26 protein-coding genes are annotated in these 25,896 nt (G+C 59.7%); 13 read left to right on the plus strand and 13 right to left on the minus strand.

Annotation, left to right across the window (positions count from 1 at the left end):
- Positions 1-83: 83 nt before the first annotated feature.
- Positions 84-683: a hypothetical protein gene (locus IC231_RS16365; RefSeq protein ID WP_211539127.1), complete on the minus strand. Its 600-nt coding sequence runs from the start codon at positions 681-683 to the stop codon at positions 84-86.
- 259 nt (positions 684-942) lie between these two features.
- Here IC231_RS16365 and IC231_RS16370 point away from each other — a divergent pair, with 259 nt between their 5' ends.
- Positions 943-1,863, plus strand: a complete 921-nt coding sequence (locus tag IC231_RS16370) for an alpha/beta fold hydrolase (protein ID WP_190785575.1) — start codon at positions 943-945, stop codon at positions 1,861-1,863.
- Positions 1,864-2,296: 433 nt separating this feature from the next.
- Here the strand turns inward: IC231_RS16370 and IC231_RS16375 are convergent, their stop codons facing one another.
- From IC231_RS16375 to IC231_RS16405, 7 genes are all read right to left on the minus strand, one after another.
- Positions 2,297-2,791 carry a cupin domain-containing protein gene (locus IC231_RS16375; RefSeq protein ID WP_190785576.1) on the minus strand — a complete coding sequence of 165 codons (495 nt, stop codon included), beginning with the start codon at positions 2,789-2,791 and terminating at the stop codon, positions 2,297-2,299.
- Positions 2,792-2,889: 98 nt separating this feature from the next.
- Positions 2,890-3,258 carry a VOC family protein gene (locus tag IC231_RS16380; RefSeq protein WP_190785577.1) on the minus strand — a complete coding sequence of 123 codons (369 nt, stop codon included), beginning with the start codon at positions 3,256-3,258 and terminating at the stop codon, positions 2,890-2,892.
- Positions 3,259-3,391: 133 nt separating this feature from the next.
- Complete coding sequence (locus IC231_RS16385) at positions 3,392-3,658, minus strand: AraC family ligand binding domain-containing protein (RefSeq protein ID WP_190785578.1); 267 nt, start codon at positions 3,656-3,658, stop codon at positions 3,392-3,394.
- Positions 3,659-3,765: 107 nt separating this feature from the next.
- Positions 3,766-4,197, minus strand: a complete 432-nt coding sequence (locus IC231_RS16390; RefSeq protein ID WP_190785579.1) for a DUF1810 domain-containing protein — start codon at positions 4,195-4,197, stop codon at positions 3,766-3,768.
- A 222-nt stretch (positions 4,198-4,419) separates the two neighbouring features.
- Positions 4,420-4,779 (minus strand): Imm51 family immunity protein, encoded by a 360-nt coding sequence (locus IC231_RS16395; protein ID WP_190785580.1) that lies wholly within the window; start codon positions 4,777-4,779, stop codon positions 4,420-4,422.
- Positions 4,780-4,805: 26 nt separating this feature from the next.
- Positions 4,806-5,156, minus strand: coding sequence for a hypothetical protein (locus IC231_RS16400; RefSeq protein WP_190785581.1), 351 nt, complete (start codon positions 5,154-5,156; stop codon positions 4,806-4,808).
- Between the two features lie 62 nt (positions 5,157-5,218).
- Positions 5,219-5,824, minus strand: a complete 606-nt coding sequence (locus tag IC231_RS16405) for a hypothetical protein (protein ID WP_190785582.1) — start codon at positions 5,822-5,824, stop codon at positions 5,219-5,221.
- Positions 5,825-5,880: 56 nt separating this feature from the next.
- Here IC231_RS16405 and IC231_RS16410 point away from each other — a divergent pair, with 56 nt between their 5' ends.
- The gene (locus IC231_RS16410; RefSeq protein WP_190785583.1) at positions 5,881-6,372 is read left to right on the plus strand and encodes a hypothetical protein; all 492 of its coding nucleotides are present in this window, start codon (positions 5,881-5,883) and stop codon (positions 6,370-6,372) included.
- Between the two features lie 78 nt (positions 6,373-6,450).
- Here the strand turns inward: IC231_RS16410 and IC231_RS16415 are convergent, their stop codons facing one another.
- Positions 6,451-8,751, minus strand: a complete 2,301-nt coding sequence (locus IC231_RS16415) for an efflux RND transporter permease subunit (protein WP_190785584.1) — start codon at positions 8,749-8,751, stop codon at positions 6,451-6,453.
- Between the two features lie 173 nt (positions 8,752-8,924).
- Between IC231_RS16415 and IC231_RS16420 the strand changes: the two genes are divergently transcribed.
- The 8 genes from IC231_RS16420 to IC231_RS16455 all read left to right on the plus strand — a co-directional run bounded on the left by IC231_RS16420 (position 8,925) and on the right by IC231_RS16455 (position 15,418).
- Positions 8,925-9,164: a hypothetical protein gene (locus IC231_RS16420; protein WP_190785585.1), complete on the plus strand. Its 240-nt coding sequence runs from the start codon at positions 8,925-8,927 to the stop codon at positions 9,162-9,164.
- A gap of 368 nt (positions 9,165-9,532) precedes the next feature.
- Positions 9,533-10,708 (plus strand): carboxylesterase family protein, encoded by a 1,176-nt coding sequence (locus IC231_RS16425; RefSeq protein WP_190785586.1) that lies wholly within the window; start codon positions 9,533-9,535, stop codon positions 10,706-10,708.
- A gap of 102 nt (positions 10,709-10,810) precedes the next feature.
- Positions 10,811-11,920 carry a type I restriction endonuclease gene (locus tag IC231_RS16430; protein ID WP_190785587.1) on the plus strand — a complete coding sequence of 370 codons (1,110 nt, stop codon included), beginning with the start codon at positions 10,811-10,813 and terminating at the stop codon, positions 11,918-11,920.
- Between the two features lie 141 nt (positions 11,921-12,061).
- Entirely contained in the window at positions 12,062-12,358 is a 297-nt protein-coding gene (locus IC231_RS16435) for a TIGR03643 family protein (RefSeq protein WP_190785588.1), read from the plus strand.
- A 27-nt stretch (positions 12,359-12,385) separates the two neighbouring features.
- Positions 12,386-13,567: an FAD-binding domain-containing protein gene (locus tag IC231_RS16440; RefSeq protein ID WP_190785589.1), complete on the plus strand. Its 1,182-nt coding sequence runs from the start codon at positions 12,386-12,388 to the stop codon at positions 13,565-13,567.
- A gap of 180 nt (positions 13,568-13,747) precedes the next feature.
- Positions 13,748-14,542, plus strand: coding sequence for a thymidylate synthase (locus IC231_RS16445; RefSeq protein ID WP_190785590.1), 795 nt, complete (start codon positions 13,748-13,750; stop codon positions 14,540-14,542).
- A 61-nt stretch (positions 14,543-14,603) separates the two neighbouring features.
- Positions 14,604-15,113 carry an energy transducer TonB gene (locus IC231_RS16450; protein ID WP_190785591.1) on the plus strand — a complete coding sequence of 170 codons (510 nt, stop codon included), beginning with the start codon at positions 14,604-14,606 and terminating at the stop codon, positions 15,111-15,113.
- 101 nt (positions 15,114-15,214) lie between these two features.
- Positions 15,215-15,418, plus strand: a complete 204-nt coding sequence (locus IC231_RS16455) for a hypothetical protein (protein WP_190785592.1) — start codon at positions 15,215-15,217, stop codon at positions 15,416-15,418.
- Here the strand turns inward: IC231_RS16455 and IC231_RS16460 are convergent.
- The 3 genes from IC231_RS16460 to IC231_RS16470 all read right to left on the minus strand — a co-directional run bounded on the left by IC231_RS16460 (position 15,415) and on the right by IC231_RS16470 (position 18,146).
- Positions 15,415-16,239: an aminotransferase class IV gene (locus IC231_RS16460; protein WP_190785593.1), complete on the minus strand. Its 825-nt coding sequence runs from the start codon at positions 16,237-16,239 to the stop codon at positions 15,415-15,417. The two genes, IC231_RS16455 and IC231_RS16460, sit on opposite strands and share 4 nt — an antisense overlap.
- A gap of 93 nt (positions 16,240-16,332) precedes the next feature.
- On the minus strand, positions 16,333-17,469 hold the full coding sequence (gene dprA / locus IC231_RS16465; protein ID WP_190785594.1) for a DNA-processing protein DprA: 1,137 nt from the start codon (positions 17,467-17,469) through the stop codon (positions 16,333-16,335).
- 314 nt (positions 17,470-17,783) lie between these two features.
- Positions 17,784-18,146, minus strand: a complete 363-nt coding sequence (locus IC231_RS16470) for a MerR family transcriptional regulator (protein ID WP_190785595.1) — start codon at positions 18,144-18,146, stop codon at positions 17,784-17,786.
- Positions 18,147-18,417: 271 nt separating this feature from the next.
- Between IC231_RS16470 and alaS the strand changes: the two genes are divergently transcribed.
- Positions 18,418-21,099: an alanine--tRNA ligase gene (gene alaS, locus IC231_RS16475; RefSeq protein WP_190785596.1), complete on the plus strand. Its 2,682-nt coding sequence runs from the start codon at positions 18,418-18,420 to the stop codon at positions 21,097-21,099.
- Positions 21,100-21,252: 153 nt separating this feature from the next.
- Here alaS and IC231_RS16480 read toward each other — a convergent pair whose 3' ends face one another.
- On the minus strand, positions 21,253-23,067 hold the full coding sequence (locus IC231_RS16480) for a DUF885 domain-containing protein (protein WP_190785597.1): 1,815 nt from the start codon (positions 23,065-23,067) through the stop codon (positions 21,253-21,255).
- Positions 23,068-23,212: 145 nt separating this feature from the next.
- Here IC231_RS16480 and IC231_RS16485 point away from each other — a divergent pair, with 145 nt between their 5' ends.
- Both IC231_RS16485 and gatB read left to right on the plus strand, forming a co-directional pair.
- Positions 23,213-23,974, plus strand: a complete 762-nt coding sequence (locus tag IC231_RS16485; protein ID WP_190785598.1) for a DUF5995 family protein — start codon at positions 23,213-23,215, stop codon at positions 23,972-23,974.
- 196 nt (positions 23,975-24,170) lie between these two features.
- Positions 24,171-25,628, plus strand: coding sequence for an Asp-tRNA(Asn)/Glu-tRNA(Gln) amidotransferase subunit GatB (gene gatB, locus IC231_RS16490; RefSeq protein WP_190785599.1), 1,458 nt, complete (start codon positions 24,171-24,173; stop codon positions 25,626-25,628).
- Positions 25,629-25,896 lie beyond the last annotated feature (268 nt).

The raw sequence follows: 25,896 nt of genomic DNA on the forward strand, positions 1-25,896 counted from the left end.
TGGGTTCTATTGTAGGGTTGGTTTCTAACAACGAAACCGGAGAAATGGTGGCCGAAGGTCGGGAGGATTTTGGGAATGGAATGCTACGAGGGAGCAGGCAAATGGCGGGATATCCGGCCTTTGCGATTCGCCACTATGTACAATGTCCCGCTTAACAAGCCGAGTAAGCCGCCTGCGTATCCAAAATTGTGAATAGAGCCAACAGTAATAAACGCAGCTTTATCCATCAGATTTTCAGGTAGCCACCACGTGACCCCCGTATGTATCAGCGAAAAGCGCCCATATAAAAATCCCGCAATTCCGGCAATTGCAGTGAGTGCAAAAGCCAGGCGCACAGCGCGTAATATTACGCTGACGAGTCGTGCGCGCTCAATAAACACCAATCCTAGTACTCCAAATACACTTCCGATAAATAGGCCAAACCACCAAGTAGCCAGGAAACCGATAATTGCCACCGTAGGCCGATGCCCACCAAACCCGCCAGGCTCAAAACCAAACTGCTCGTATTTGAACTTGGTGAAATATTCCGCCGATATGGTGTACGTGACTTGATCATGTACCATTCCATATATGCCCGCCGAAAGCGTAGTCAGGCATACCAAGCCAATGCAAATACCAAGTTTCTTCATAGTGCCGATAATAATAATGCTTTTTTTAAGGGCTGGCAGAAGGATTACTCCCATGTTGTTATGGCGGAATTGATCCAATGAGTCGAATATGCAACAACGAAGCGGTAGAGATGCTTCGGCAAGCTCAGCATGACAACTACAGGCTTTAAGCCGATGCCAGCGACTTGCAAAGCTGCGACCAATAAAACCGGTGCCACAAAGTGGGGCTGAATGATATGAATGGGCGTCGCAGCGGATTTGCGCGGCACTGCCGCTAACTCGGGATGGGGTGGGCCGTATGCACTAACCACGCTTTTCCCTTTCCCCCTTTTTTATGGCACTGCACTACATCCGGAGCGGCACTGGCCCGGCCCTGCTACTGGTTCACGGTATCGGCGGCAGCTGGCGCTCCTGGAATACCATTTTCGACACGCTGGCTGCCGAGCACGATGTAATTGCCGTTGATTTGCCCGGCCACGGCGCATCGCCGCGGCTGCCTGGCAAGCACACCATCGGTACCCTGGCCGATGCCCTCACTACTTTTCTCACCGAGCACGACCTGCTGGGCATTGATGCCGTCGGCAGTTCGATGGGCGCGCGGCTGGTGTTGGAGCTGGCCCGGCGCGGCGGCGTGCTCGGGGCCGTGGTTTCCCTTGACCCCGGTGGGTTTTGGGAAGGCTGGGAGGTGCCATTTTTCTACCACTCCGTAGCCGTGTCGCAGAAGCTGGTGGGCGCTTTGCAGCCCGTCATGCCGGCGTTGATGCACTCGGCAGTGGGCCGTACGACGCTGCTGCCGCAGTTTTCGGCTCGCCCCTGGGCCGTGGATGGCGACCAGGTCCAGGACGAGATGTACAGCTTTGCCCACACCCCCGTGTTCGGCGAGCTGCTCGACGCGCTGGCCCACGGCGAGGAGCAGCAGGCCGCTCCGGTCGGCAGCATTGCGGCCCCGCTGGTCATCGGCTGGGGCCGCCACGACCGGGTATGCCTGCCCAGCCAGGCCCGCCGGGCCCTGGCCAAATTTCCCGACGCCCGTCTCTACTGGTTCGACCACTGCGGCCACTTCCCCCAGTGGGACCAGCCCGCCGAAGCGGCCCGCCTGATTCTGGCCACCCTGCGCCGCCAGCCCTTCCGCGACCAGGACATTGCCCGCAAGCCCGCCCCGCAGCCGCGCCCGGCCGTGCCGAAAGCTGCCGTAGCCGCGGCGCTGGTGCTGGGTATCGTAGGGGGCTGGGCGCTGACAAAGCGCGTTAAATAGCCGGTAAAGCGAAGCTCCGCGAGCGGGGCAGTCCACCATGTGCCTGCAAACAAGCAGACATTGCAGCAGGGGCAGGGCGTGCTCGTTTACGGCAGCAGCAGAGAGGCCAGAATCAGGGCTAGTTCAGTGGCTTCGGTAGCCGCCGCTCTTGCAGCAGCGGATACTGCGACTCCTGGGCCGGCCGAAACGCCAGTACTTTCCGCAACGGCCGGAACTGTCCAGGGCGCGTCAGGGGGTGAAATAGAAGGGGGAGCAATATTAATTGCTGTCCTTGAATGGTTTACAAACCAGGGCCTCTCCTTGCTATAGCATTTTCGCGAACGGTGTGCTAGCGTGTAGAGACGCGATACTTCGCGTCTCCTCGTTCGCGTCATTCAAACAAAATCGTTCAACGACGAGACGCGAAGTGCCGCTTCTCTACAGCGTACACCGTTTACGAAACCGCTATAGATCGGGTAAACCGCTCCACTAGCTCCGCCGCCTGTGGAAACTCCCGCAGCAGCGCGGCCCGTTCGGCCAGCTCAAAATCGGCGAAATCGAAGCCGGGGGCCACGGTGCAGCTTACCAGCGCGTAGCCGGGGCGGTGCTTTACCTGGGCCGCAAACCACACGCCCGCTGGAATAACGGCCTGGGGCAGCTCGCCCGCGGCGAAGTCGGGGCCGAGGATGAGGCGGGTGGGCTGGCCGGGCGTCAGCAGGATGATTTCCAGCGCCTGTCCCTGGTGGAAAAACCACAGCTCGTCGGACTTGATGCGGTGAAAGTGGGACTTGTCCTCGTTTTCGAGCAGGTAGTAGATGGCCGTGCTGACGCTGCGGGACTGGCCCTCGGCGGTGGTCAGGGTGTGGGCGGAACGGTAGGTTTCTCGATAGTAGCCGCCCTCGGGGTGGGGCAGCAGCTGCAGGTTACGGATGATGTCGGGGGCCGTCATAGGGTTGGGTAAAGACTGTGTCTAAAAGTCGATAGAAACTCCTTGAACGTCATGCTGCGCTTGCCGAAGCATGACCGTTCTGTGTGTTCAGACAAGGCTCAGCCTTTATTGAACTCGCCGATGTGCCAGAGGACGCCGGCGGGGTCGTGCACGAAGCCTTCCCGGCCCCAGGCTTCCTCCCGAATGGGCAGCACTTTCACGCCGGCAAACTGCCCGGGCAAGTCCAGCGCTGCTAGGTGCTGCCAGTACTGCTCCACATCTTCCACCTCCAGAAACAGCATGGTGTTATCGAGCCACTCGGGTACGTAGGCATCCTGCAGGTAGAAGCTCACGCTTTCCAGCGTAAACAGCGACATGGCCGGCGACAATGCTGTTTCGGTGAAGCCAAAGGCGGTATAGAAGCGGCGCGAAACGGCAAAGTCTTTGGCTCCGATGAAGGGCCGGAGGGAGCGGATAGGTGAGGGCATGGTTTCTGGATCAGGGAGGTGAGGGCAGCAGCAGCAGCAGAGCGCCTGAACTATCGGCGGGCAATATGGTGCTTCTCGGCCATTTCAGCTCCCAGTCAAACGCAAAAAAGCCCGGCATGCTGGCCGGGCTTTCTTACCCAGGTGCTGACTGTTTACAGATTGAGAACTCGGGCGTGAAAAAAACCGACAGGCTGTCGTGGTTGGTGGAAAAGGACGTCCACTCCTTGATGGTGTGGGGCGTAATGAGCATCAGGCTGCCCGGCTCGATGTGGCAGGTTTCCAGGTTGGCCCGCAGCTCCGCCGTGCCGCGCAGGCAAATCCCGATTTTGTAGTAGTTGCCCCGGTACGGCACACCCAGGGGCGGCCCGGTGGTGTGGGAGTGCTCATCCAGAAAAAACACCTCGGCCGGGTCCGCGTCGGAGGGAGAAAACGCTGCCGGTAGGTAGGAATCAGGTTGGGCATGGCGGACTACTGGTGATAAGGCGGGTTCCGGAATTGCACCGTGGGCTATTGATTCTGCCGCAGTATCTGCAGGGTTTTCTCGTCCTGATTTCCCCCGAAAAACTTAGCCAGCACTCGTTGAAAAACCAGATTGGTGCCATGCAGCGCCCCGAACAGCGTCATGCTGGACCGGAGCTTCACGTCATCCGGGCTGCCCATGATGCGGGTGGCGTCGGAAATGTCCAGTGCCAGCAAGGCCTCACTGATTTCTACCAGCCGCGGGCCCAGGGTCGGGTGCTGCAGATAGGCCTCGGCTTCCGGCTGGCTCTGAATGGCGTAGAAACGGGCCGTTTCGCTGTAGCCCAGGCCCTGAATCTGAGGAAATATGTACCACATCCAGTGGCTGCGCTTACGCCCGCCCCGGATTTCGGCCAGGGCCGTGGCATAGTCGCGCTGCTGGGCGTCGAGGAAGCGTTGAAGGTGAAGAGGCTGGGGCATGGCCGTGGGGCGGTTGGCAAGGATGGAGCAACTAGTAGCTCTGTACGGAGCCGATGCGCCGGCAGCCGCTGTCAGACGCGTCCCGAAGAAGGAGCTACATCAAAAGGAGCTGCATCAATACGTGCTGTTCTGGATAACCACTGCCAAATTCCTGCAAAACCGGGCAAGCGTGCAGCCAGGGGGGGATATTACTGCGTCGCTGTAGTGGTGTTGCTCCACGACTCATTCAAAAAAATCGTTCGGGTCGGCCTGGCTCAGGTATTTGCTGAGGCTGCCCAGGTCGCCGAAAATAGGCTGGATGAGCGCCAGGAACTGCTCGGTAGCGCCGGGGCCGTCGGTGTACACCCCGAAGATTTCGCCCTGACCCAGCAGCTCCACGTGGTCGAGCAGGGCGGGGGCGTGTTCTTCCAGAATGGTTTCGATGTGCTCGGCCCAGCTGGCGCCGCTGCCGCTGAAACCATATTTCTCGAACACGTTGTAGTAGTCGTCCAGGTTGGAGAGGTTCACCAGCAGGCGCTGCTGGCGGCCGGGCGTGGCCTGGTCCTCAAGGTCGGCAACCTGAAACGGATAAGTGGTAGACATAGGCGGCAAGGTACGATATCAGGGGCTCAAACCGGGAACGTGGTGTGGCACTGCGGGCACTGGTGCAGCACGGTGCCCGCGTAGTACAGCCGTTGCCACCACGCCGGCCGGGTCAGCGGAGTGGCGCCCTCGGCCCGGCACCGCGGGCAGCGCAGGGGGGGCGGGGTGGTGCGCTGCAACTCAAACGCTTCCACCGTTTGCTGAGCCAGCGGCACGTCGGTCTGCTCAATCAGCAGCTGGTAATACATACCGTCGCCAAACGGGAAGGAGGGCGGGCCGCAGGTTTTCACCAGCGCCTCCACCCCGGCCTCCTTCAGCAGATTATATAGCGCCACCGCCTCGGCATAGGTCAGGAACTGAGCGGCGGGCGTGAGCATGAAGACAGTGGGGAGTTGGTGGTCATCCTGAGCACTGCTCAGGATGACGGGAGGCTGGTAAATTACTTCCGCCGCTTGACCGGAGCCGTGCTGAGGCGGCCGCGCAGCTTCAGCACGTAAAACAGCAGGCCCGCGCACACTACGGCCAGGCCTGCCACCAGTAGCTCGCGGCTGGTGCGGGCCTCGGTGGCTTCGTCGGCGGTGGCTTGCAGGTCCTGGAGCTTCTTTTCGCGCTGCCGGTCCCGTTCCTTCAGGTTGGCAATCTGGTTTTCCAGGTCGTGGAACCGCTCCCGGGTACTGCTCTGGTCGGTTTGGGCCACGGTGGCCAACTGCTTCACCTGCTGATTTTCGGCCACTACGGCGGCGGTTTTTCGGAGGGTACCGGCCTGCACGGCCCGCACAATTTCAGTGTCCTTGCGGATGATGCCTTTCAGGGCATCCACTACTTCCTGCAGGTCTTTTTTGCTGGGCTTGTTGGCCAGGAAGGCGTTGCGCTGGGCAGCGGCAGCCTCATACTGCTGCACCATTTGCTGGCGCTCCTGAATCAGGCGGGGCAACGGGTCGGGGGCAGGAGCAGCGGCCGGGGCGGGCGTCTGGGCGAAGGCTGAGCAGGAAAGCAGCGTCAGGCCGATACACAGGGGCAACTGGAAAAAGCGGGTGGGCAGCAAGGCAGAAAAGTTGGGTGGTGAGAGGAAATGGATGGTAAATAGTGTATCTCAGGGCTATGAAACGAATATTCTATCTGTTAAGTCTATCCGCGGTGCTGGCCACGCCGGCCTGCAAGACCGCCAAACCTACGTCCGGCACCAATGAAAAGCCGAACATCACGGGTTCCACCAACTTGCCGCAAAGCTACTACGACAAAGTGCGCCAAACCGTAGACCCGGCTTCCGGCCTGGCCGTAGCCACCGACCCGGAATACGGCGTAACGCAGCAAAAACCCATTTGCGTGGGTGGCAAAACCGACTCGGGCGCCCGCAACCAGCAGCGCTACCTGAACGCCCTGCGCGGCCCCGGCGGCGAAGAAATCAGCTACCGGCGGCGCGGAAGCTGCTGCGCTTTCAAAACGCCTAACGGTATTATCGGCGGAATGGGCATGCTGGATGTGTACGAGGTAAGCTGGGCCGGGAGTGCCAAGCCCATGCTGCTCTACCTCAATTTCTACGACGACGGGCCACTGCTGGCTCCGGTAGGCCTCACGCTTGCCCAACCCTGATCAGCCACGAGCCAGCAACAAAAACGGCCGGCCTGCTTTTCCACAAAGCAGGCCGGCCGTTTTTGTCCGGAGGTAGTTCTACCCGCCCAACGCTGGTACCGGCTGCCGTATTTCCTTGGGCCGGTGCCGGTAGAAGGCCAGAATCAGAATCGGTAGCAGGGTCAGCTCAGCCACCACGCCAAACAGCAGCGTCAGGCCGATGAGCAGGCCCACATAGAACGTGCCGTCAAACGACGAGAAAATCAGCGTCGAGAAGCCGCCCACCAGGATCAGCGACGTGACGATAACGGCTTTGCCGGCCATCAGGTAGGTTTTGCGCACCGCCTTGAACAGGCTTTTTTCCTTCAGCAGCACCAGCTTTAGCTTCGAGATGAAGTGGATGGTATCATCGACGGCAATGCCGAAGGCAATAGTAAAGATGATGCTGGTGCTCACCTTCATGCTCACGCCGGCCGCGCCCATCACACCCGCCACAATCAGAATGGGCACCAGGTTCGGAATGAGCACCACCAGCGTCATGCGCAGGCTGCGGAACAGCGCCAGCACAATCAGCGTGACCATCAGAATGTCGATGCTCATGCCCGTAATCATGTTGCGGGTGAGGGTTTCGTTGTTTTTGTCGATGAGGTTGGCCGAGCCGGTGAGGCGGGTTTGCAGCACCGTGCTGTCCACGGACGTGCGCAGAAACCGCCGCAAATCGGCGTTCAGCGCATCGGCCCGAATGCTGCCTACGTCGGGCATGCGGCCCGTCAGGCGGCCTTCCGTGCCGTCGGGCAGCGCCAGCGCCCGAAACTCCGGCTTCTTGCGAAACAGCTTCACCTTGCGTGTCAGGCGCGCCAGCTCGGCCTCGGAGTCGGGGAGGCGGTACTCTTCCAGCAGGCCGCCGTTCAGGGCCTTGCGCACCGATTTGATGATGGTGACGGGCGAGGCCACGAAGTTCAGGCCGTAGGTTTTCTGCAGATAACCCTCAATCTTTTCGGTCTGGCGCAGCACGTCCAGGTCATAAACCGTGCGGCCGGCAGCGGGCTTCAAATCCAGCTCAAACGGCCGCACGCCGGCGAAATGCTGCTCGAAAAACCGGAAATCCAGCTTCACCGGGTCGTTCTGGGAAAGGTCGTCGAGCAGAGCCGAGTTGATGCGGATACGCGAGGCCGAGGCCACCGACAGCACCAGCACCAGCCCGCTGATGGCCACCACCCAGTGCCGCCGCGCCAGCACCGTCCGGAACAGACGGCCCAGCACCCCGTCCCAGCTGTGGCCGGTTTCGCGCGGGATGCGCAACTGGGGCTTACGCAGCAGCAGCAGCATGGCCGGCAGCAGCGTGAAGCTGAGCACAAACGTGAGCAGCACCGCAATGCCCGTAAACAGCCCGAAGTTGTAAATCGGGCGGATGGTGCTGGTCATCAGCGTGAAGAAGCCGATGCTGGTCGTCAGCGCCGACAGCCCCGAGCCGAAGCCCGATTCCTTGAGGGCAATCAGCAACGAATCCTTCTTGCTGGCCCCGTAGCCCAGCTCCGTGACGTAGCGCGTGATGATGTGAATGGTATCGGACATGCCCACCACGAACAGCATCACCGGCAGCAGCGCCGTCATCAGGTCAATGCTCACCCCGAAAGCCGACATCACGCCCAAGCCCCACAGGATAGAGCCCAGCACCACCACCAGCGGCAGCACCACGCCCCACCACGTCCGGAACGTGAGCCACAGCAGCCCCGTCACGAGCACCACCGAGAGGCTCATAAACACGGCCAGCTCCACCTGCAGCCGGTCCACGAATACCGACTGGGCCACCATTTTGCCGGCCATGTGGTACTCGTTTTCCGCGAAGCCTTGGCGCTGCAGCTCCGTGCGCACGGCTGCCAGCAGCGAGTCGCCGGGCGGTTTGCTGAGGTTGGGCGAGGTCTGGAACAGGATGGTGGCCGCCCGCGCATCCCGCGAAATCAGGTTGCCGACGAGGCCCGGCGTGCGAAACACCAGCGCCGAATCTGTAGCGCGCCGCGCCGGCTCCTGCGGGTGCAGATACGGCACGTTGAACACACCCAGGCCTTCGACTACCGGGTTGGTGGCAGTAGTAGGAGAGGATACCTGCGTAACATGCCGCCGGCCTTGGATGAACCGGGTGAGCGAATCGACGCGGGTCAGGAATTGGGGCTCGAACACCGTCTGGCCAGCCGGTGCTTCCAGGCCCAGCAGCACGTAGTCGTTGTCGTTGCCGAAGCGCCCGGAGTACGCCATATAGTAGTCCAGGTCCGGGTCGCCGGCGGGGTAAAAGTCGTTGAAATTGTAGTTGAAGCGCAGCTGCGCCACAAAAAACACGGCCAGAGCCGACAGCAGCCCGAGGGCCAGGAGGGTAAAGTGCGCGAGACGTCGGAGGGGCATAAGGGAATGATGGCGGCCATCAAGGGCCGATGCGGGTGCGGCCGGAAGGCCAAGAGAAGTTTCAGGCCGGCAGCAGCCGAAACTTCTGTTACATTTCTTACCTTAGGGGGCGGCGCCAAGCCAACCGCCATTTTCCCGCTTTTGTTTCCTCCCGTTTCATCTTCTTCCTTCCCATGAAAAACGCCCTGCTCACCCTCGCTCTGTTTGCCTTTGTTGGTTCTGCCTCTGCCCACGAGGGCGACAAAACTGCCAAGAAAGGCAAGTCAAAAGAAGCTTGCTCTACCGAAATGAAAGCCAGCTGCGCCAAGGAAGGCAATACGGCCAGCACCCCTTCGTGCTGCATGAAGAAAGGCGCCAAAACTGCCGCCGCTACACCCGCTCCAGCGGCTGCCCCGGCCGTGAAGACGATGTAAGACGTTGCAGGTTGTTCCTGATGAAAAGCCGCTCAGATGAGCGGCTTTTTAGTTTATAAAACGGAAGCTGTCTGAACGTCCCAATGAACGTTATGCTGAGCCTGTTGAAGCATCTCTACCGCCTCGCAGAGCGCAGTTCAGGTCGTCTTACGAAATCAATCTTCCGGGCTGGTGAAGTAAGTGGTAAAGATGCTTCGACAGGCTTACCGTGACATTCTTATAAGTGTTGTCAACTTCCTACACCGCTTTACTTCCAGGTACGGGCAAAATTAATACAACTGCAAATTTCAATAGTACCTTGCTTTGCATAGTACCGATGTTATCTTTGGCTTATTCCCCACCGAAATTTGCCTTAGCTCATGAAATCTATGTGTCGAGTTAGTATTTTATTAGGTGTATGCGCCGGGCTTTGGGCCGGAACCGCGCAGGCCCAGACCCAGACGTATGACCAACTCTTGCAGCAGGCCTCGGCCAAGCTAGGGCAGCAGGACTTCTGCGGAGCCGTATCGGATTTTCAGGCTGCCTTTGCCGATAGCACCAAAGCCGGACCGTTCGACGTGTTTGCGGGTACCATTGCCGCCGCCAACTGCCCGGCCCAGCGCACCCAGGCGCTGCGGTGGCTGCTGCGGATTCCGCGCTTCGCCGACTTGCCCGTTACGGCCCAGGACGTGCGCAACATTGCCCAGGAGGAAGGCCTGCGCAACCTCCGGGATACGCCCCAGTGGTCGTACTTCCTGACCCAGCTACAGGCCCACGCCGCCCGCCGCGAAGCTGCGGCCCAACTGGCGGCCCGGCAGTGGCTGACAACCACCCAACAGAACGCACTGGCTGCTCCCGGCAAGCGGAGGCGCTACGCAAAGGCTGCCCCCGGTTTTGCGCGTTACACGCTGCCCGCCGATACCGTGCAGGCTCCCTACCTAGTGTACGTGCCCAAAAGCTACAACCCCGCCACGGCCGCCCCACTGCTGGTGTACCTGCACGGTGGTGTGGCCAGCGCCACGCAGTTCCAGGTGCAGGACCCCGGCGTAGCGCAGGAGCCGATTTTCCGGGCCGCCGAGCAGCAGGGAGCCCTCGTGCTGTACCCGTACGGGCGGAAGTCGTTTGGCTGGCTGGAGCACGAGGCCGCGCTGGCCGCCGTGCGCCGCATGGTGGCCCAAGTGCACACGCGTTACCGCGTGGACACCCGGCGCGTGTACCTGGGCGGTATGTCGAACGGGGGCACAGCTGCCTTCTGGTACGCCTGCCAGCAGCCACAGGGCTTCGCTGGTTTCTACGCCTTATCGGCCACGCCCGTCAGCAAGCTGGGGCCTCTGCGCTTCCAGACGCTCCGGCAGGGGGCACCGCTTTATTCCCTGAACGCCGAGGACGATGAGCTGTTTCCTTACCGGGAAGTGGCCGCCATCCACGACCAGCACAAAGCCCAGACCCCGCAGTGGCATTTTGCTTCCCGACCCACCGGTGGCCATAGCTTCCTGTACGGCCCGGATGGTGACCAGGCCTTGTTGGCGTTGTTGCGGCAGATGATGGATACTGCAGGTCGATGAGTTCTGCAGATAGCTGAGAATTTCCGCAGACATATAGCCTTTTAGAGATTTATTCCTTGCGTAGGACTATATTCCAGCATAATCATCCTATCAAACAACAACATGGAGCTTATCGACCAACTTACCAATCTCGCGTCTAGGGCGCAAAAGCAAATCACCCACATCCAAACCGAGGAGGCCACGAAAAACGCGCTGGTTATGCCGTTTATCAATGCGCTGGGCTACAATGTGTTTGATCCTACGGAAGTAGTGCCAGAGTTTATCTGCGACATCGGTACGAAAAAGGGCGAGAAGATAGATTATGCCATTATGCGCGACGGCAAGCCTATCATTCTAATTGAATGCAAGCACGTTGGTGGCGACCTGACAATCAATAACGCTAGTCAGCTTTTTCGCTACTTCCACGTCACGGAAGCCCGGATTGCGGTGCTTACCAACGGCGTGCATTACCGGTTATTTACGGACCTGGAGCAGCCGAACAAAATGGATGAGCGGCCCTTTATGGAGTTTGACTTATTCAATTTCCAGGAAACCGACGTGGCCGAAATTAAAAAGCTAAGTAAGGCCGCTTTCAACATTGAAGACCTACTGTTTGCCGCGTACAATCTGAAATACATGCGGGCTTTCAAGAAGTACTTCGACGAGCAGTTCACGCAGCCTTCTACCGATTTTATCAATTTTGTTTCCAAGCAGATTTACGACGGAGTACTCACGCCAAAGCTCAAGGAGCAATTCAGCGTCTTAGTGCATCGGTCGTTCCATCAGTTTCTGAACGACAAAATCACAATGCGTCTGCGCTCGGCCATGCTAGATACCGGCGGCAGCCTGCTGAGTGCGGAAATACCTGCGTTGCCTGCACCAGAAGCCGCCACTACGCCAGCCACTGAAATCGTGGATAAAGAAATCGAAACCACGGTGGAGGAAACGGAAGGCTTTATGATTGTACGGGCTATTCTGCGCAAAATGGTGGCTGTGAATCGGGTAGTAATGCGCGATGTGCAGTCATATTGTGGCATTTTGTTGGATGACAATAATCGGAAGCCCATTTGCCGATTGCATTTCAACGGTAGCAAAAAAATCGTAACCGTGTTCGATTTGGAAGGTGGGGAGCGGGTGGATATTACGTCGCTGGACGATTTGTATGGCTTGGCTACGCGCATCCGGGCCGCCGTGCAGCGCCACGAGAAAAAGCCCGCTGATGCAGGCATATAACGTCAATTCCTGGTTATAACATAGAAAAGCCCTGCCGTCAAACGCAGGGCTTTTTTTGTGTCAGTTCCATCCGAAACATCCCCCGAAGCCCAACGGTTGCTGAAGCGCCGGGCATAGTAGTCTGGTGTATCCCGCCGCCCAATGCCTGAAATACCCGCACCTTTTGGCACCTTATCTTCCGAAGATATAAACCGCATCATCGAAATGGGCTGGGAAGACCGGACTCCCTTCGAGGCCATCGAAGCGCAGTTTGGCCTGGCCGAGAAAGACGTCGTTGCCCTGATGCGCCGCGAAATGAAGGCGTCCTCGTTTCGGATGTGGCGGGCCCGCATGAGCGGGCGCGCCACCAAGCACCGCGCCCGGCGCCCCGACGACGTGCTCGGCTTCAAAAGCAACCAGCAGCGCAGCATTTCCGGCAACAAAATCAGCAAGCGGTAGCGTACCGGCGCGACTGACGTTTTCCTCATGAGCACTCACCTGCACAAGCTGCACGCCGGCCAGCCCCACCGCGAAACCGTGGCGGCCCCTGACATTAGCTTCCCGACCCGCTACCAAGACATTCTGGCGCGTGTGGCGGCCATCGACCCGGTCCGCTACGGCCGTTCACGCAATTTTCTGAATGGGGCCATCACCTACCTCTCGCCCTACCTGAGCCGGGGCGTCATCAGCACCCGCCAGGTGTACGAGGCGCTGCTGGCCCGCGGCTTCTCCTTCGACGATATGCAGCAGCTGGCCAGTGAGCTGGGCTGGCGCGACTTTTTCCAGCGGGTATGGGAGGCGAAAGGCGACGAGCTGTTCACGGACCTGCGCCAGCCCCAGCCCGGCGTGCGGCACCACCAGTTGCCGCAGGCGCTGCCCGAAGCCAGCACCGGCATTGCGGCCGTGGATGCGCATATCGAGCGCCTCTACGCCACCGGCTACCTGCACAACCACCTGCGCATGTACATAGCCAGCCTGGCCTGCACCATCGGGCGGGCGCACTGGTCGGCCCCGGCGGCGTGGCTCTACTACCACCTGCTCGACGGTGACCTGGCCAGCAACACCTGTAGCTGGCAGTGGGTGGCGGGCGCGTTTTCCGGCAAGCAGTACTACTGCAACCAGGAGAATATCAACCACTACACCGGCAGCCAGCAGCGCCACACTTACCTCGACGTGCCCTACGGCGAGCTGCCCACGCTACCCGTGCCGCCGCCCCTGCAGGCCACCGTTGTGCCCGGTTTCACCACGCCGCTGCCCGTCACGCCCGCCCCAACTATTGACCCGGCGCTGCCGCTGTTGCTCTACAACAGCTACCACCTCGACCCGCAGTGGCGCGCCAATGAGCCGGCCAACCGGCTGCTGCTGGAGCCGTCCCACTTCCGGCGGTTTCCGGTGAGCGGGGCCGTGCTGGCCTTCATTCAGCAGCTGGCTTCTGATAATATCCCCGGCGTGCAGGTGGTGGTGGGCGAAGTGGCCGAGTTGCCACACCTGCGGCAGGTGCCCGCCATCTACACCCGCCGACACCCGTCATCTGCCCACTACCCCGGCACCCACGACGCCCGCTCCTGGCTGGTACCGGAAGTGGGCGGCTACTTCCCCGGCTTCTTTACCTATTGGAAGAAGTGCGAGAAAGTGCTGCGCCGCCAAGAGGTAGATGGCACGATGTAGAGACGCAATATTTTGCGTCTCGTCGTTGAAGGGCACGCCCGAACCGTCTTAAATAAGATCAGCAACGAGGAGACGCAAAATGTTGCGTCTCTACATCGTGCGGGCCGCCTCATGGCAGAGCATAAAATGGTTTTAGAGCAGAAGCTGTACTTTCGAGTCCGTTTTTGATCTGCCAACACTATGCACCAGTACCACACGCTGCTCCAGCACATCCTCGATAATGGCACCCAAAAAACCGACCGCACCGGCACCGGTACGCTGTCGGTGTTCGGCTACCAGATGCGGTTTGATTTGCAGCAGGGCTTTCCGCTGGTGACCACTAAGAAGGTGCACCTGAAAAGCATCATTCACGAGCTGCTGTGGTTTCTGCGCGGCGACACCAGCAACCAGTCGCTGGAAGACGTGGGCGTGACCATCTGGCGGGAGTGGGCCGACGAGAACGGCGAGTTGGGTCCCATCTACGGCCAGCAATGGCGCAGCTGGGCTACGCCCGACGGCCAGAGCATCGACCAGATTGCGCAGATGGTGCACCTGCTCCGCACCCAGCCCGATTCGCGCCGCATGGTGGTATCGGCCTGGAACGTGGCCGAGCTGCCGCAGATGCGCCTGACGCCCTGCCACGCCCTGTTTCAGTTCTACGTGGCCGATGGCAAGCTCAGCTGCCAGCTCTACCAGCGCTCCGCCGACGTGTTTCTGGGCGTGCCCTTCAACATTGCCAGCTACGCCCTGCTCACGCTCATGATGGCGCAGGTAACCGGCCTGGAGCCCGGCGAGTTCATTTGGACCGGCGGCGATACCCACCTCTACAGCAACCACCTGGAGCAGGCGCGCCTGCAGCTCACCCGGGAGCCCCGCCCGCTGCCGCAGATGCGCCTGAACCCCGCCGTGCAGGATATTTTCGCGTTTCAGTACGAAGACTTCACACTCGAAAACTACGAGCCCTGGCCCGCCATCAAGGCTCCGGTTGCGGTGTAGCTGTTGCTCGCCGGGCAGCCTGGCGGCGTAGCAGCAGGCGTGCGTTTCAATTTTCCCAGCAATGAAAAAGGTTCTGCCTGCGCTGCTCATTGGTATAGCCTATGTGGCGGGGTGCCCGGAGGCCGGCTGGGCACAGAGTGCAACGTATAACCGCTGGGATGCCCGGCCCGCCGCTCCAATCAAGCCAAAGCCGTTATCCGTGCCCCCGTTGGCATTGCGGTTGCAGCGCGGTATCGGGCAGCGGCTCGCCAACCAGCGCCGCCTGCCCGCCGATTCGCTGTTCTTCCGGTATGTGTGGGGCAAAATAAGGTACCCGGCGGCGGCATTGCGGGCTGGCCTGGAAGGACAGGTGAGCGTACGGCTGACCATTGCCGCCGATGGTGCCGTGACAGGCGCTCAGGGCGCTGGCAACAAGCTGCGGCAGGTGGTTGCGAATGTGACGCCGCAGGCCCGGGCCGCCGGAGAGGACCAGATGGTGGAGGAGGCCTGCCGGGTGTTGCGGGGGCTGCTGTTTGAGCCGGCCGCTACCAGTACTGAGGAGGTCATCAGGGTGAGCTATCTTATCAGATAGTTTGAGGCTGGGTATTGGACTTACAGGGGAATAAATGTTCTTAGTAAAATTTAATTTAACTGTATAAAATCCAAGTAAAAACCAGTGCCGTAAGTGCCTGTATGACAGCAGCCGGTACCACCAGTCCGCCTTTCAGCCCTCTCTCCCGGCAGCACCGCGCCTGGATTGCGCTTTACTCCCTGGATTCTTATCACCGTAAACGGGAGGAAGTCCTGCGAGTCAACGACATTACCGAGGAAGACCTGCAGGAATTTGAGGAAAGCTGGCTAAAGCTGCGTTGCCGGCCGGCTGGAGTCGTGCGCTAGTGCCAGCGCTCAGCCTGCAGCAGGTGTTGCAGCAGCGGATGCGCGGAGGAGTAGCGCGATGTACCTAATTGCTGCACCACTCTGATGCCGGCCACATTTGCCGTGAATACAGTTTCTGCTTGCTGCAGTTCGTCTGGGTGGCATTGCACCTGCTGCGCGGGCAGGCCCAATTGACGGGCCACCTGCAGCAAATGCGCCCGCCGTACGCCGGCCACGCAGCCGGTTTCCAAAGCCGGCGTGAACAGCTGCCCATCCCGGACCCAGAATACCGCAGCCGCTACGCCTTCCGCCACGTGGCCGGCTGCATCCAGCAGCAACAGTTCGTCGAGGCCGCGCTGCTGCCGCTCGCGCGCCGCCAGCACGTAGGTCAGGGCGTTGGGGCCTTTGCAGAACGATACTGCGGATAGCTGCGTGCGCACGGTTTCGGCAAAGCCGCAGGACGTTATCGGAGTATCATGCGGCTGAAAGGGCTGACTGGTCGCCAACCACTCGGCCGCATCGGTTTCGGGAGCGTACAGGCCGCCGCCGCTACGCCACAGCTGCAGCCGGACGCGGTACTCAGCCGAAAAGGAAGTCTGAGCCGCTATAAGCCCACCCAGCGTTACCTTCAGCGCCTCGGCAGTAGCCAGCGCGGCCGGCAGCGTCAGGCCCAGCACAGCAGCGGCCTGCTGCATGCGGGCCAGGTGGTACGGCAGGTACCGCACCGTGCCGGCCGCCCACACCATCGTTTCGAAAAACCCATCGTTGAAAAACAGGCCCCGATTGGGTAGCGGCAGCGCAAACCCGGTATCTGAGTGCAGTTGGCCGTTGAAAAGAAGCATAGCTGTTGGAGGCTGGTTGTCGGTCGGTAATTGCTGGCTTTGGGCTATACCTCATGTGGCCAAACTGACAACCAACGAGCAGCCTACAACTCTCTACACAAGTACAAACCGCTTGCCGGGCAGGGCTTTCACCAGACTCCGGAATTCCAACCCGAGCAGGAGCGAGGCAGTGGTATGAATGGGCAGCTGGGCTTTCCAGGCCAGATTATCGAGGTGCTCCTCGCGGCCCGGCGCGGCCTGCAGCACCGTAACCAGCTGAAATTCTTCGGGACTGAAATCCAGCGCGTCGTAAACGGCCGGACTTTTGGGCTTGCCGGTCAGGTGCAGAGCCAGGTCCCAGTTGAGTAGCTGCTCGATGTCCTGTGGCTCGGAGTAAAGCGCGGCGCGGTTGGCTTTGATAAGCTCGTGGCAGCCTTCGGACGCCGGAGAGCCCAGTGGGCCGGGCACGGCCAGCACGTCCCGGTCGTAGCCCTGGGCCAAGTCGGCCGTTATCAGGGCGCCGCCTTTGCGGGCCGCTTCTACTACCACAGTTCCGTCCGAGAGACCCGCAATAATCCGGTTACGAGCCGGGAAGTTGTACTTGTCGGGCGGGGTGCCGAAGGCGAATTCCGTGAGCAAACCGCCCTGCGTGAGCATTTTTTCGGCGGTTTTGCGGTGGGCGTGGGGGTAAAGCACATCCAGCCCCGTGGCCATCACGCCCACTGTTTCCAAGCCTTCCTGCAACGCCGCCCGGTGCGCCGCAATGTCAATGCCGTAGGCCAGCCCGCTCACAATCAGGGGCCGATGCGAGGCGACTCCGCTTACTATGCGTTCTGTTTGCTCGCGGCCGTAGTCGGTGGCTTGGCGCGTGCCTACTATGGCCAGGGTTTTAGCTTGATTCAGATCAGCAGTGCCCTGGTAGTAGAGCAGAGTAGGTGCATCGGGCAGTTGCTTGAGCCGGGCTGGGAAGTACTTGCTGGTGTAAAACAGCAACTGCACACCTTCCTTTTCGGCTTTGCGAATGGAGTCTTCCGCCTGCTTTAGCGCTTTGGTGCGGTCTGCGCCAGTCAGGATAGCCTCGGTAGCCGGCCCGATACCCGGAATCTTGCGCAGCTTACCCGGCGGCAGGTGCAGCACGTTCCGGGCCGAGCCCCCGTAGCTCATCAGCTGCCGCGTCAGCTGCGGCCCGATGTTAGGAAAAAGCGTTAGGGCGACTTCGTGGAGCAGTAGTTCGTTGGTAGAAATGGGCATGGATAGAATAAGAATAGGCGAAAAGATTAGAATATAATTGAAAATCTATAAGCTGCTCAACGCAACAAGAAGCACTGTAATGGGCAGCAAACCAATTACAATCCCAATGGCTGCCGCCCGGCGCCGTTTCCGCCAGAAGTAGCCGCTTAGTCCTGTCCCACCCAAAAGCAATAATAGAATGGTATTGAACGCGCCAAAGATGCCGTCGTGCCTGGTAAGATACAAGCAAACAAACTCCACGCCCACGGTTACTCCAAAGCCTGCCAGACCCTGACCAACCGATACCACCCACTGACTACGTAAAGCTAGCTTCATTACCCCTGCTGCGCCTTGCCAATGGCGTCTAGCTCCTTTTTCATGGTCACCATGAACTTGCGGACTTTCTCTAGGCTCTGAATCACGTCTATTTTTTCCTTAAGCTGGGGACCTTTCTGCTTGAGCATGTCGCGGGCACCCGGAATGGTGTAGCCGCGCTCCTTCACCAGATGATAGATGGTGCGGAAAATGTCTACGTCCTGAGGTGTGTAGAGGCGGTTGCCCTTCTTGCTTTTGCGCGGCCGCAGCTCCTCAAACTCGGTTTCCCAGAACCGGATCAGCGACGGGGCCACATTGAACTGCGCGGCTACTTCGCCAATGGTGAAGTACTGCTTCTCGATGTCGCGCTCTTTGTAGGGCATGGGGGCAGGCAGTAGCGCGAACCGGAGGAAGACGTAAGTCACGCTTCAGTTTCGCGGATGGTGAATCAATACTCGTTTTTGGCTGGAGAAGCCGCGAAGCTCGAGCTTCGCGTGACATTTCTCACTTCTATCAAAGTCGGCTAACTTTGCCCGAAGCGCTTTTCCACCGGAAAGGCGAAAAGTAACCAAAATACCGGCCGCCGCCAATTTGGAGCGGTCCGGTTTCCACTGAACCTCCCAACTCACCAGCCACGGGCCTGGTGTTCCGCTTATGTCACTCCCTACCGCCAGCCACGTCCGCCAGCAGTTCCTGGATTTCTTCGCTTCCAAAGGCCACCACATCGTGCCCTCGGCGCCCATTGTGGTGAAGGACGACCCGACGCTGCTGTTCATCAACTCGGGCATGGCCCCGTTCAAAGACTACTTCCTCGGCAACAAGCCCGCCCCCTTCAAGCGCATTGCCGACACCCAGAAGTGCCTGCGCGTATCGGGCAAGCACAACGACCTGGAAGAGGTAGGCTACGACACGTATCACCACACCATGTTCGAGATGCTCGGCAACTGGTCGTTTGGTGATTACTTCAAGAAAGACGCCATTGCCTGGGCCTGGGAACTGCTCACGGAGGTATACAAGCTGCCGAAAGACCGCCTCTACGTGACCTACTTTGAGGGCGACGCCGGCGACAAACTGGCAGCTGACACCGAGACGCAAGACCTGTGGCGCCAGTACACCACCGACGACCGGATTCTGCCCGGCAACAAGAAGGATAACTTCTGGGAAATGGGCGATACGGGCCCTTGCGGACCCTGCACCGAAATCCACATCGACCTGCGCGACGAGGCCGAGGTGGCTCAGAAATCGGGTCGTGAGCTGGTAAACGCCGACCATCCGCAGGTGGTGGAGGTGTGGAACAACGTGTTTATGGAGTTTCAGCGCCTCGCCGACAAAAGCCTGGTGAAGCTGCCCGCCCAGCACGTAGATACCGGCATGGGCTTCGAGCGCCTGATGATGGCCGTATCGGGCGTGAAGTCGAACTACGACACCGACGTGTTTCAGCCGCTCATCCAGTTCATTGCCACGGAAGTAGGCCTGAAGTACCACGGCACGGCCCCGGCCACTGTAAACGACCAGCCCGCTACTGAAAACGAGAAAACGGACATTGCCATCCGCGTTATTGCCGACCACATTCGCACCATCAGCTTCACCATTGCCGATGGTCAGCTGCCTAGCAACGTGAAGGCGGGCTACGTGATTCGTCGGATTCTGCGCCGCGCCGTGCGCTACGCGTTTTCGTCGCTGGGTCAGAAGCAGCCCTTCCTCTACAAGATTGTGCCCATCCTGGCCGACCAGATGCGCAACATTTTCCCCGAGTTGAAAGCGCAGCAGCAGTTTGTGCAGCGCGTGATTGAGGAGGAAGAAATTGCCTTCCTCAAGACGTTGGAAAACGGCCTGCGCCGCTTGGAAACGCTGGAAGAAGGCTTCCGCCAAAACGGCAACCGCATCGATGGCAAAACCGCTTTCGAACTGTCGGATACCTTCGGCTTCCCGCTTGACCTCACCGCCCTCATCGCCCGCGAAAAAGGCCTGACGGTGGACGAAGAAGGCTTCAAGAAAGAGCTGGATGCCCAGAAAAACCGCTCGCGCAACGCCCAGGAGGCCGAGCAAAGCGACTGGACCATCGTGCGCGAGTCGGAAGAGCAGCCGGCTTTCGTGGGCTACGATCAGGAGGAGGCCCCGGCCCGCATCCTGCGTTACCGCCGCACCGACCGCAAAGGCAAAACCGAGTATCAGGTGGTGCTCGACCAGACGCCGTTCTACGCCGAATCGGGCGGACAGATTGGTGACACCGGCTACCTGGAGTCGCCGCTGAGCAAAGTGCGTGTGCTGGACACCAAGAAGGAAAACGACCTCATCGTGCACACGGTGCTGGAGCTGCCCGAGGATGTGGACGGCGAGTTTCTGGCCCGCTTCGACCACGCCCGCCGCTCCCAGATTCAGCGCAACCACACGGCCACGCACTTGCTGCAAGCCGCGCTGCGCGAAGTAGTTGGCTCGCACGTAGCTCAGAAAGGCTCGTTGGTAAATGAAAAGCTGCTGCGCTTCGACTTCAGCCACTTCACCAAAGTAACCGACGACCAGTTGCGCCAGGTAGAGACCCTAGTAAATGCCCGTATCCGTCAGCAAATCCCCTTGGATGAGCGCCGCAACGTGCCCATCGACGAAGCCAAAGGCCTGGGCGCTACCGCTCTGTTCGGCGAGAAGTACGGCGAATTCGTGCGCGTCATTACCTTCGACCGCGACTTCTCGGTGGAGCTTTGCGGCGGCACCCACGTGCGTACCACCGGCGACATCGGTTTCTTCAAAATCACCTCGGAAAGCGCGGTAGGGGCCGGTGTACGCCGCATTGAGGCCGTAACAGCTGAAGCGGCTGAAACCTTTGTGAACCAGCAATTGGAGCTTCTAGGCCAGGTGCGGGAAGCGCTGGGCAACCCGCAGCATCTCATTCCGAGCATCGAGAAGCAAACTGAAGAAATTGCTGGCCTACGCAAGCAGATTGAGCAGTTTGCCCAGCAAAGCATTAATCAGCAGAAAGACCAGCTCGTAGGCCAGGTGAAACCGCTCAACGGCGTGAACTTCCTCGCTGCACAAGTGCAGGCCTCCTCTGCCGATGGCCTCAAGACCTTGGCCTTCAACCTGCGTCAGTCGGTACCAAATCTGGTGGCCGTGTTGGGCGCTGAAATTGATGGCAAGCCACAACTCGCCGTAATGTTGGATGATGAGCTAGCCAAAGGCGGCAAGCTTAACGCCAGCACTTTGGTGCGCGAACTGGCCAAAGATATCCAAGGCGGCGGTGGCGGTCAGCCGTTCTTCGCTACGGCCGGTGGCAAAAACGTAGGCGGGCTGGGCGCGGCCATCGGCAAGGCCGAAGACTTGGTTTCGAAATCGTTGTAAGTCAGAACATATAAGTGGTTTGGGAATGGAGGTGGCGTTGTGCCAACTAGTTCCTAATCAAGTTAAGGGCTACAACAACGGGGCCGGCTGCTCTTAGCGCAGCCGGCCCCGTTGTTGTAGCCCTTACTCGTGCCTGCAAGGCTTCGCGGAGCGTTAGGCTGTCGTTTTCTTTTCGGAGATATAGTTGTTCACTACCTGTTCCAGTACCTGCAGCGGCAAGGCTCCGTTCTTCAACACGACATCGTGGAAATCACGCAGGTCGAACTGTGGCCCCAATACTTGCCGGGCTCGTTCACGGAGTTCCAGGATTTTCAGCATGCCTACTTTGTAGGCACAAGCTTGGCCGGGCATCACAATGTACCGCTCCACTTCGGCCTCCACATCAGACTGAGCCATGCCCGTGGTGCGGCGCATGTAGCTGATAGCCTGCTCGCGGGTCCAGCGCTGGTCATGGAGCCCGGTGTCTACCACCAAGCGGGCGGCCCGGAATAGCTCGGCCCGCAGCCAGCCCAGCTTGTTATATGGGTCTTTTTCGAAGCCTAACTCCGAGGCCACCCGCTCGGCGTACAAGGCCCATCCTTCAGAATAAGCTGTAAAAGGCACTACGGTGCGGAAGGTAGGCAACCCTTGCAGCTCCTGCGCAATGCCAATCTGGAAGTGGTGGCCCGGAATACCCTCATGATACGCCAAAGTGCGCATCCCGAATTTGGGTGTCGCCTTCACGTCGTAGAGGCTGGCGTAGAAGATGCCCGGGCGCGAACCGTCGAGTGCCGCGGGCTCATAATAGGCGCCGGCCGACGTTTTTTCCTTGAATACGGGCACCCGCTGCACCTTGAGGCGAGCCTTCGGGCGAATACGAAACGCGCTACCCAACCCCCGGTCTACTTCGGCTAGGATGCCTTGATAATCAGCCAGGATCTGGGCGCGGCCGCTGTCCGAGTCGGGGTATAGGAACCGGGCTTCTTCGCCCAGCCGTGCCATCGTCGGCCCCACGCTGTCGGCCCCGGGCACCTGCTCGGCTTGCAGAATGGCGCGCATTTCGGCCGTGATACGGGCCACTTCGCGCAAACCCAGCGAATGAATTTCGGCAGCGCTGAGGGTAGTGGTGGTGCTGCGCTGCAGGCAGTAGGCGTAGTAGGCTTTGCCGTCCGGAAACTTCCATACGCCCGCGTCATTGGTCGAGCGAGGGCGCAACGCTGTAAAGTAGGTTATCAGTTGGCGATAGGCGGGATACACGCTGCCTTGAATATGCCGTTTGGCCTCAGCCAGCACCTCGGCCCGAGCGGCCGGGTCAAGGTCTGCGACTTTTTCCATCTTCTCGGCCAGCGACGTATAGAGAATGTTCTGCTCCGGCTGCTGCGCCACAAAAGCCGACATTTCAGCCAGCACCTTATCAATCACGAAAGTAGGCGGCACTACGCCGCGCTGCTCCCGAATTTTCAGGCCTTCCAGCACCTGCGCGAACTTGAGGCGCACGGCCGCCAGCCGCTCGTTGTAGTAGTCCGCGTCGCGGCGGTTACGTACTTGGTGCACGTTGGCCATGAAGCTCGGAAACTCGTTTTGCACCCCAAACAGCTGATTGACGGGGTAGTTGTGGTGGCGGAACGCTTCCCCGGCCGCCGCGTTGGCCATGTACCAATCGAGCACCTGGTAGTTGAGACGGTCCTGGCCCCGCATACCAGTGGTGTCGTAGCTGTGCAAAGTTGCCCGTGTTTCGCGCAGAAACTGAAACTGCCGGTTGGTCTCAGCCTCCGAGGCGTCGTCCAGCTTCCGGTTGTGCCCCTGAATACCCAGGCCTTCTACCAGCCGCATCCGGGAAAGCAGTTCGGGCGAGTCGAAGGCGAATTTTACAAACACCTTCTCGTAAAAGGCCCGAATAAAGAAGGGTTTGAACCAAATGGTGTTGACAGCCAACACGGCCACTAGCAGCAGCACCGCCGCGAGTGTGCGAAGGATGATTTTTTTCATGTAGTATCTGGAATAGCAGGGTAGTTGAAACTGTATGCTATTTAACAGGTATATTCCACAATTCTTATATTATGTCCGGCTGCCGTGTAGCACCATGCAAGCCGGTAGGAGCGGCGGTGAGCAGCCATCAGCAACTGGTACACCAATGGAGCCACGCACGATTTCGGAAGTTATTTCGGCCCTCGACAGTATCGTGCAGCAGTGCCAGCAGCGGCGCGACCGGGCCGGCTACTTTGCGGCCCTGTACAAGCGCATGACCGTGGCAGTAGCGGAAGGCATTGCGGCCGGGGCGTTTGAAGACGGACCGCGCATGGAGCGGCTGGACGTGGCCTTTGCCCGGCGCTACCTGGCGGCCTGGCAGGCCTATCAACGAAAAGAGGAGTGCACTGCTGCCTGGAAATATGCCTTCGATGGGCGCGGAAACCATGCCCTGACCGTGCTCCAGCATCTGGTGCTGGGCATCAACACGCACATCAACCTCGACCTGGCTATTGCCGCCGCGTCCGTAGCACCGGGAACTCAGATTCAGGCCCTGCATACCGATTTCAACCGCATCAACGATGTCATCAGCTCCCTCATGGATGATGTGCAGCAGTGCTTGGAGCAGGTGTGGCTACCGATGCGCTGGCTTAAGCGTGTGGCCGCTACCCAGCAAACCGATGTGCTCAACTTCAGCATTGGCGCGGCGCGGAAGGCGGCCTGGGCCAATGCCACACTATTGGCCCACCTGCCGGCAGCGCAGCAGCAGCCACACATCCGGGCTATGGACAAAGCGGTGCATGCGCTAGCCCAGCGCATTGGCAGCCCGGGCTGGTGGTCGAAGGCGCTGCTGCAGCTTATCAGGGCAACGGAATACGAGGACGTGGCCCGCACCATTCGGCTGATTGACACAACAGTAGTCCGGTAAAGCAGCAGGCTGTAGGCAGCGGTGTTGAAAGCCTTCTGTTGCCGCCTTCACCGCTACCCCGTGCTGGCGACTTTGCTCTAACCTATGGCGGCCATTCGCACGCCGTAAAGCTTTTATAAGGTCGGCCAGCAGGCAACTTTTCTCAGGCAGATAGTTTTAACTTGCAGCCCCGGCGGCCAACCCGCCCTATTTTTCCATGGACGAAAACATCAAAGCCAAATACCAGCCCGTCATCGGTCTTGAAGTGCACGCGCAGCTGCTCACGCGGAGCAAAATGTACTCCTCCGACGAAAACGAGTACGGTGCGCTGCCTAATAACAATCTGAGTGTCATTACGCTGGGCCACCCCGGCACACTGCCCCGAGTGAACTACTCGGCCGTGGAGTTTGCCATGAAAATGGGCCTGGCCACCAACTGTCAGATCCGGCGCGACAACCTGTTTGCGCGCAAAAACTACTTCTATCCCGACCTTCCCAAGGGCTACCAGATTACGCAGGACAAAACCCCGATCTGCACCGGCGGCCACGTCGAAGTTCGTCTTTCCGACGGCTCGACCAAGAAAATCGGCATCACCCGCATCCATATGGAAGAGGATGCGGGCAAGAGCATGCACTTGGCTGGCGAAGTGGAAACCCTCGTGGACCTGAACCGGGCGGGTGTGCCGCTGATTGAAATTGTGTCGGAACCGGATATCCGCAACGCGGAGGAAGCCTATGCTTACCTGGCCGAAATCAAGAAGCTGGTGGAGTACCTGGGCATCTGCGACGGCAACATGGAGGAAGGCTCGTTGCGCTGCGACGCCAACATTTCGGTGATGCTGCGCGGGGCCGACAAGTTCGGAACCAAGGTGGAGGTGAAGAACATGAACTCCTTCCGCAACGTGCAGCGCGCCATCGAGTACGAAATCGAGCGGCAGATTCAGCTGGTAGAGGCCGGCGAAATCATCGACAGCGAAACCCGCGGCTTCGATGCGCAGACAGGCACCACCAACGGCCAGCGCAGCAAGGAAACCATGAACGACTACCGGTACTTCCCGGAGCCCGACCTGCCACCCGTCATCATCGACGATGCCTGGCTGCACCGCGTGCAGAGCGAGCTGCCGGCCCTGCCGCAGCAGCTCTACGCCCGCTTCACCGGCGAGCTGGGCCTGTCAGACTACGACGCCACGGTGCTGACGGCCGAGAAGGAGCTGGCGCTGTACTTTGACGAGCTGACCCGCCTCACGCCCAACGCCAAAGCCGCCGCCAACTGGGTGACGGGCCCCCTAAAAGCCTACCTCAACGAGCGGGCACTTGCCCTCGACCAGTTCCCGCTGACCACCCAGCATTTGGCCGATATCATTCAGCTGATTGACGACAACAAAGTAGGCCACTCAGTAGCCAGCAAGCAGCTTTTCCCGCACCTGCTCGATAACCCCACGCAAACCGCCGCCGCCGCCGCCGAAGCGCAGGGCCTTCTGCAGCAGTCGGATGCCGGGGCGCTGGAAGCCATGATTCAGCAGGTGCTGGAAGCCAATCCGGCCAAGGTAGCCGAGTATCGCGCCGGCAAAAAGAGCCTCACGGGCATGTTTATGGGGGAGCTGATGAAGCTGACCGGCGGCAAGGCCGACCCGAAGCTGGCCAACCAGCTCCTGCGTCAGAAGCTGGACGCGTAGCACTGCGCTACGCGCTATGCAACCGAAACCCTTCCAGCTGGTCTCCACTGGGAGGGTTTTTAATGAATCAGCTGTTTCGTCTCTGTATTCGCGGCCTCCAGCCAGTCTGCGTGCGCCTCTGGCGCCCATTGTGGTGCATGCTCCCGATGCGAGGCATTTGCGGTGTGCGGTACCGATTAACAGAAAAACACCACCTGGTATCTCATCAGGCGGTGGTTTTTCGTTAGAAGCCGCGAACAGAGGGCGAAACGATGTTGTTAGCTGGCCG

It is taken from the genome of Hymenobacter duratus, from assembly GCF_014698995.1.
GTDB lineage: Bacteria > Bacteroidota > Bacteroidia > Cytophagales > Hymenobacteraceae > Hymenobacter > Hymenobacter duratus.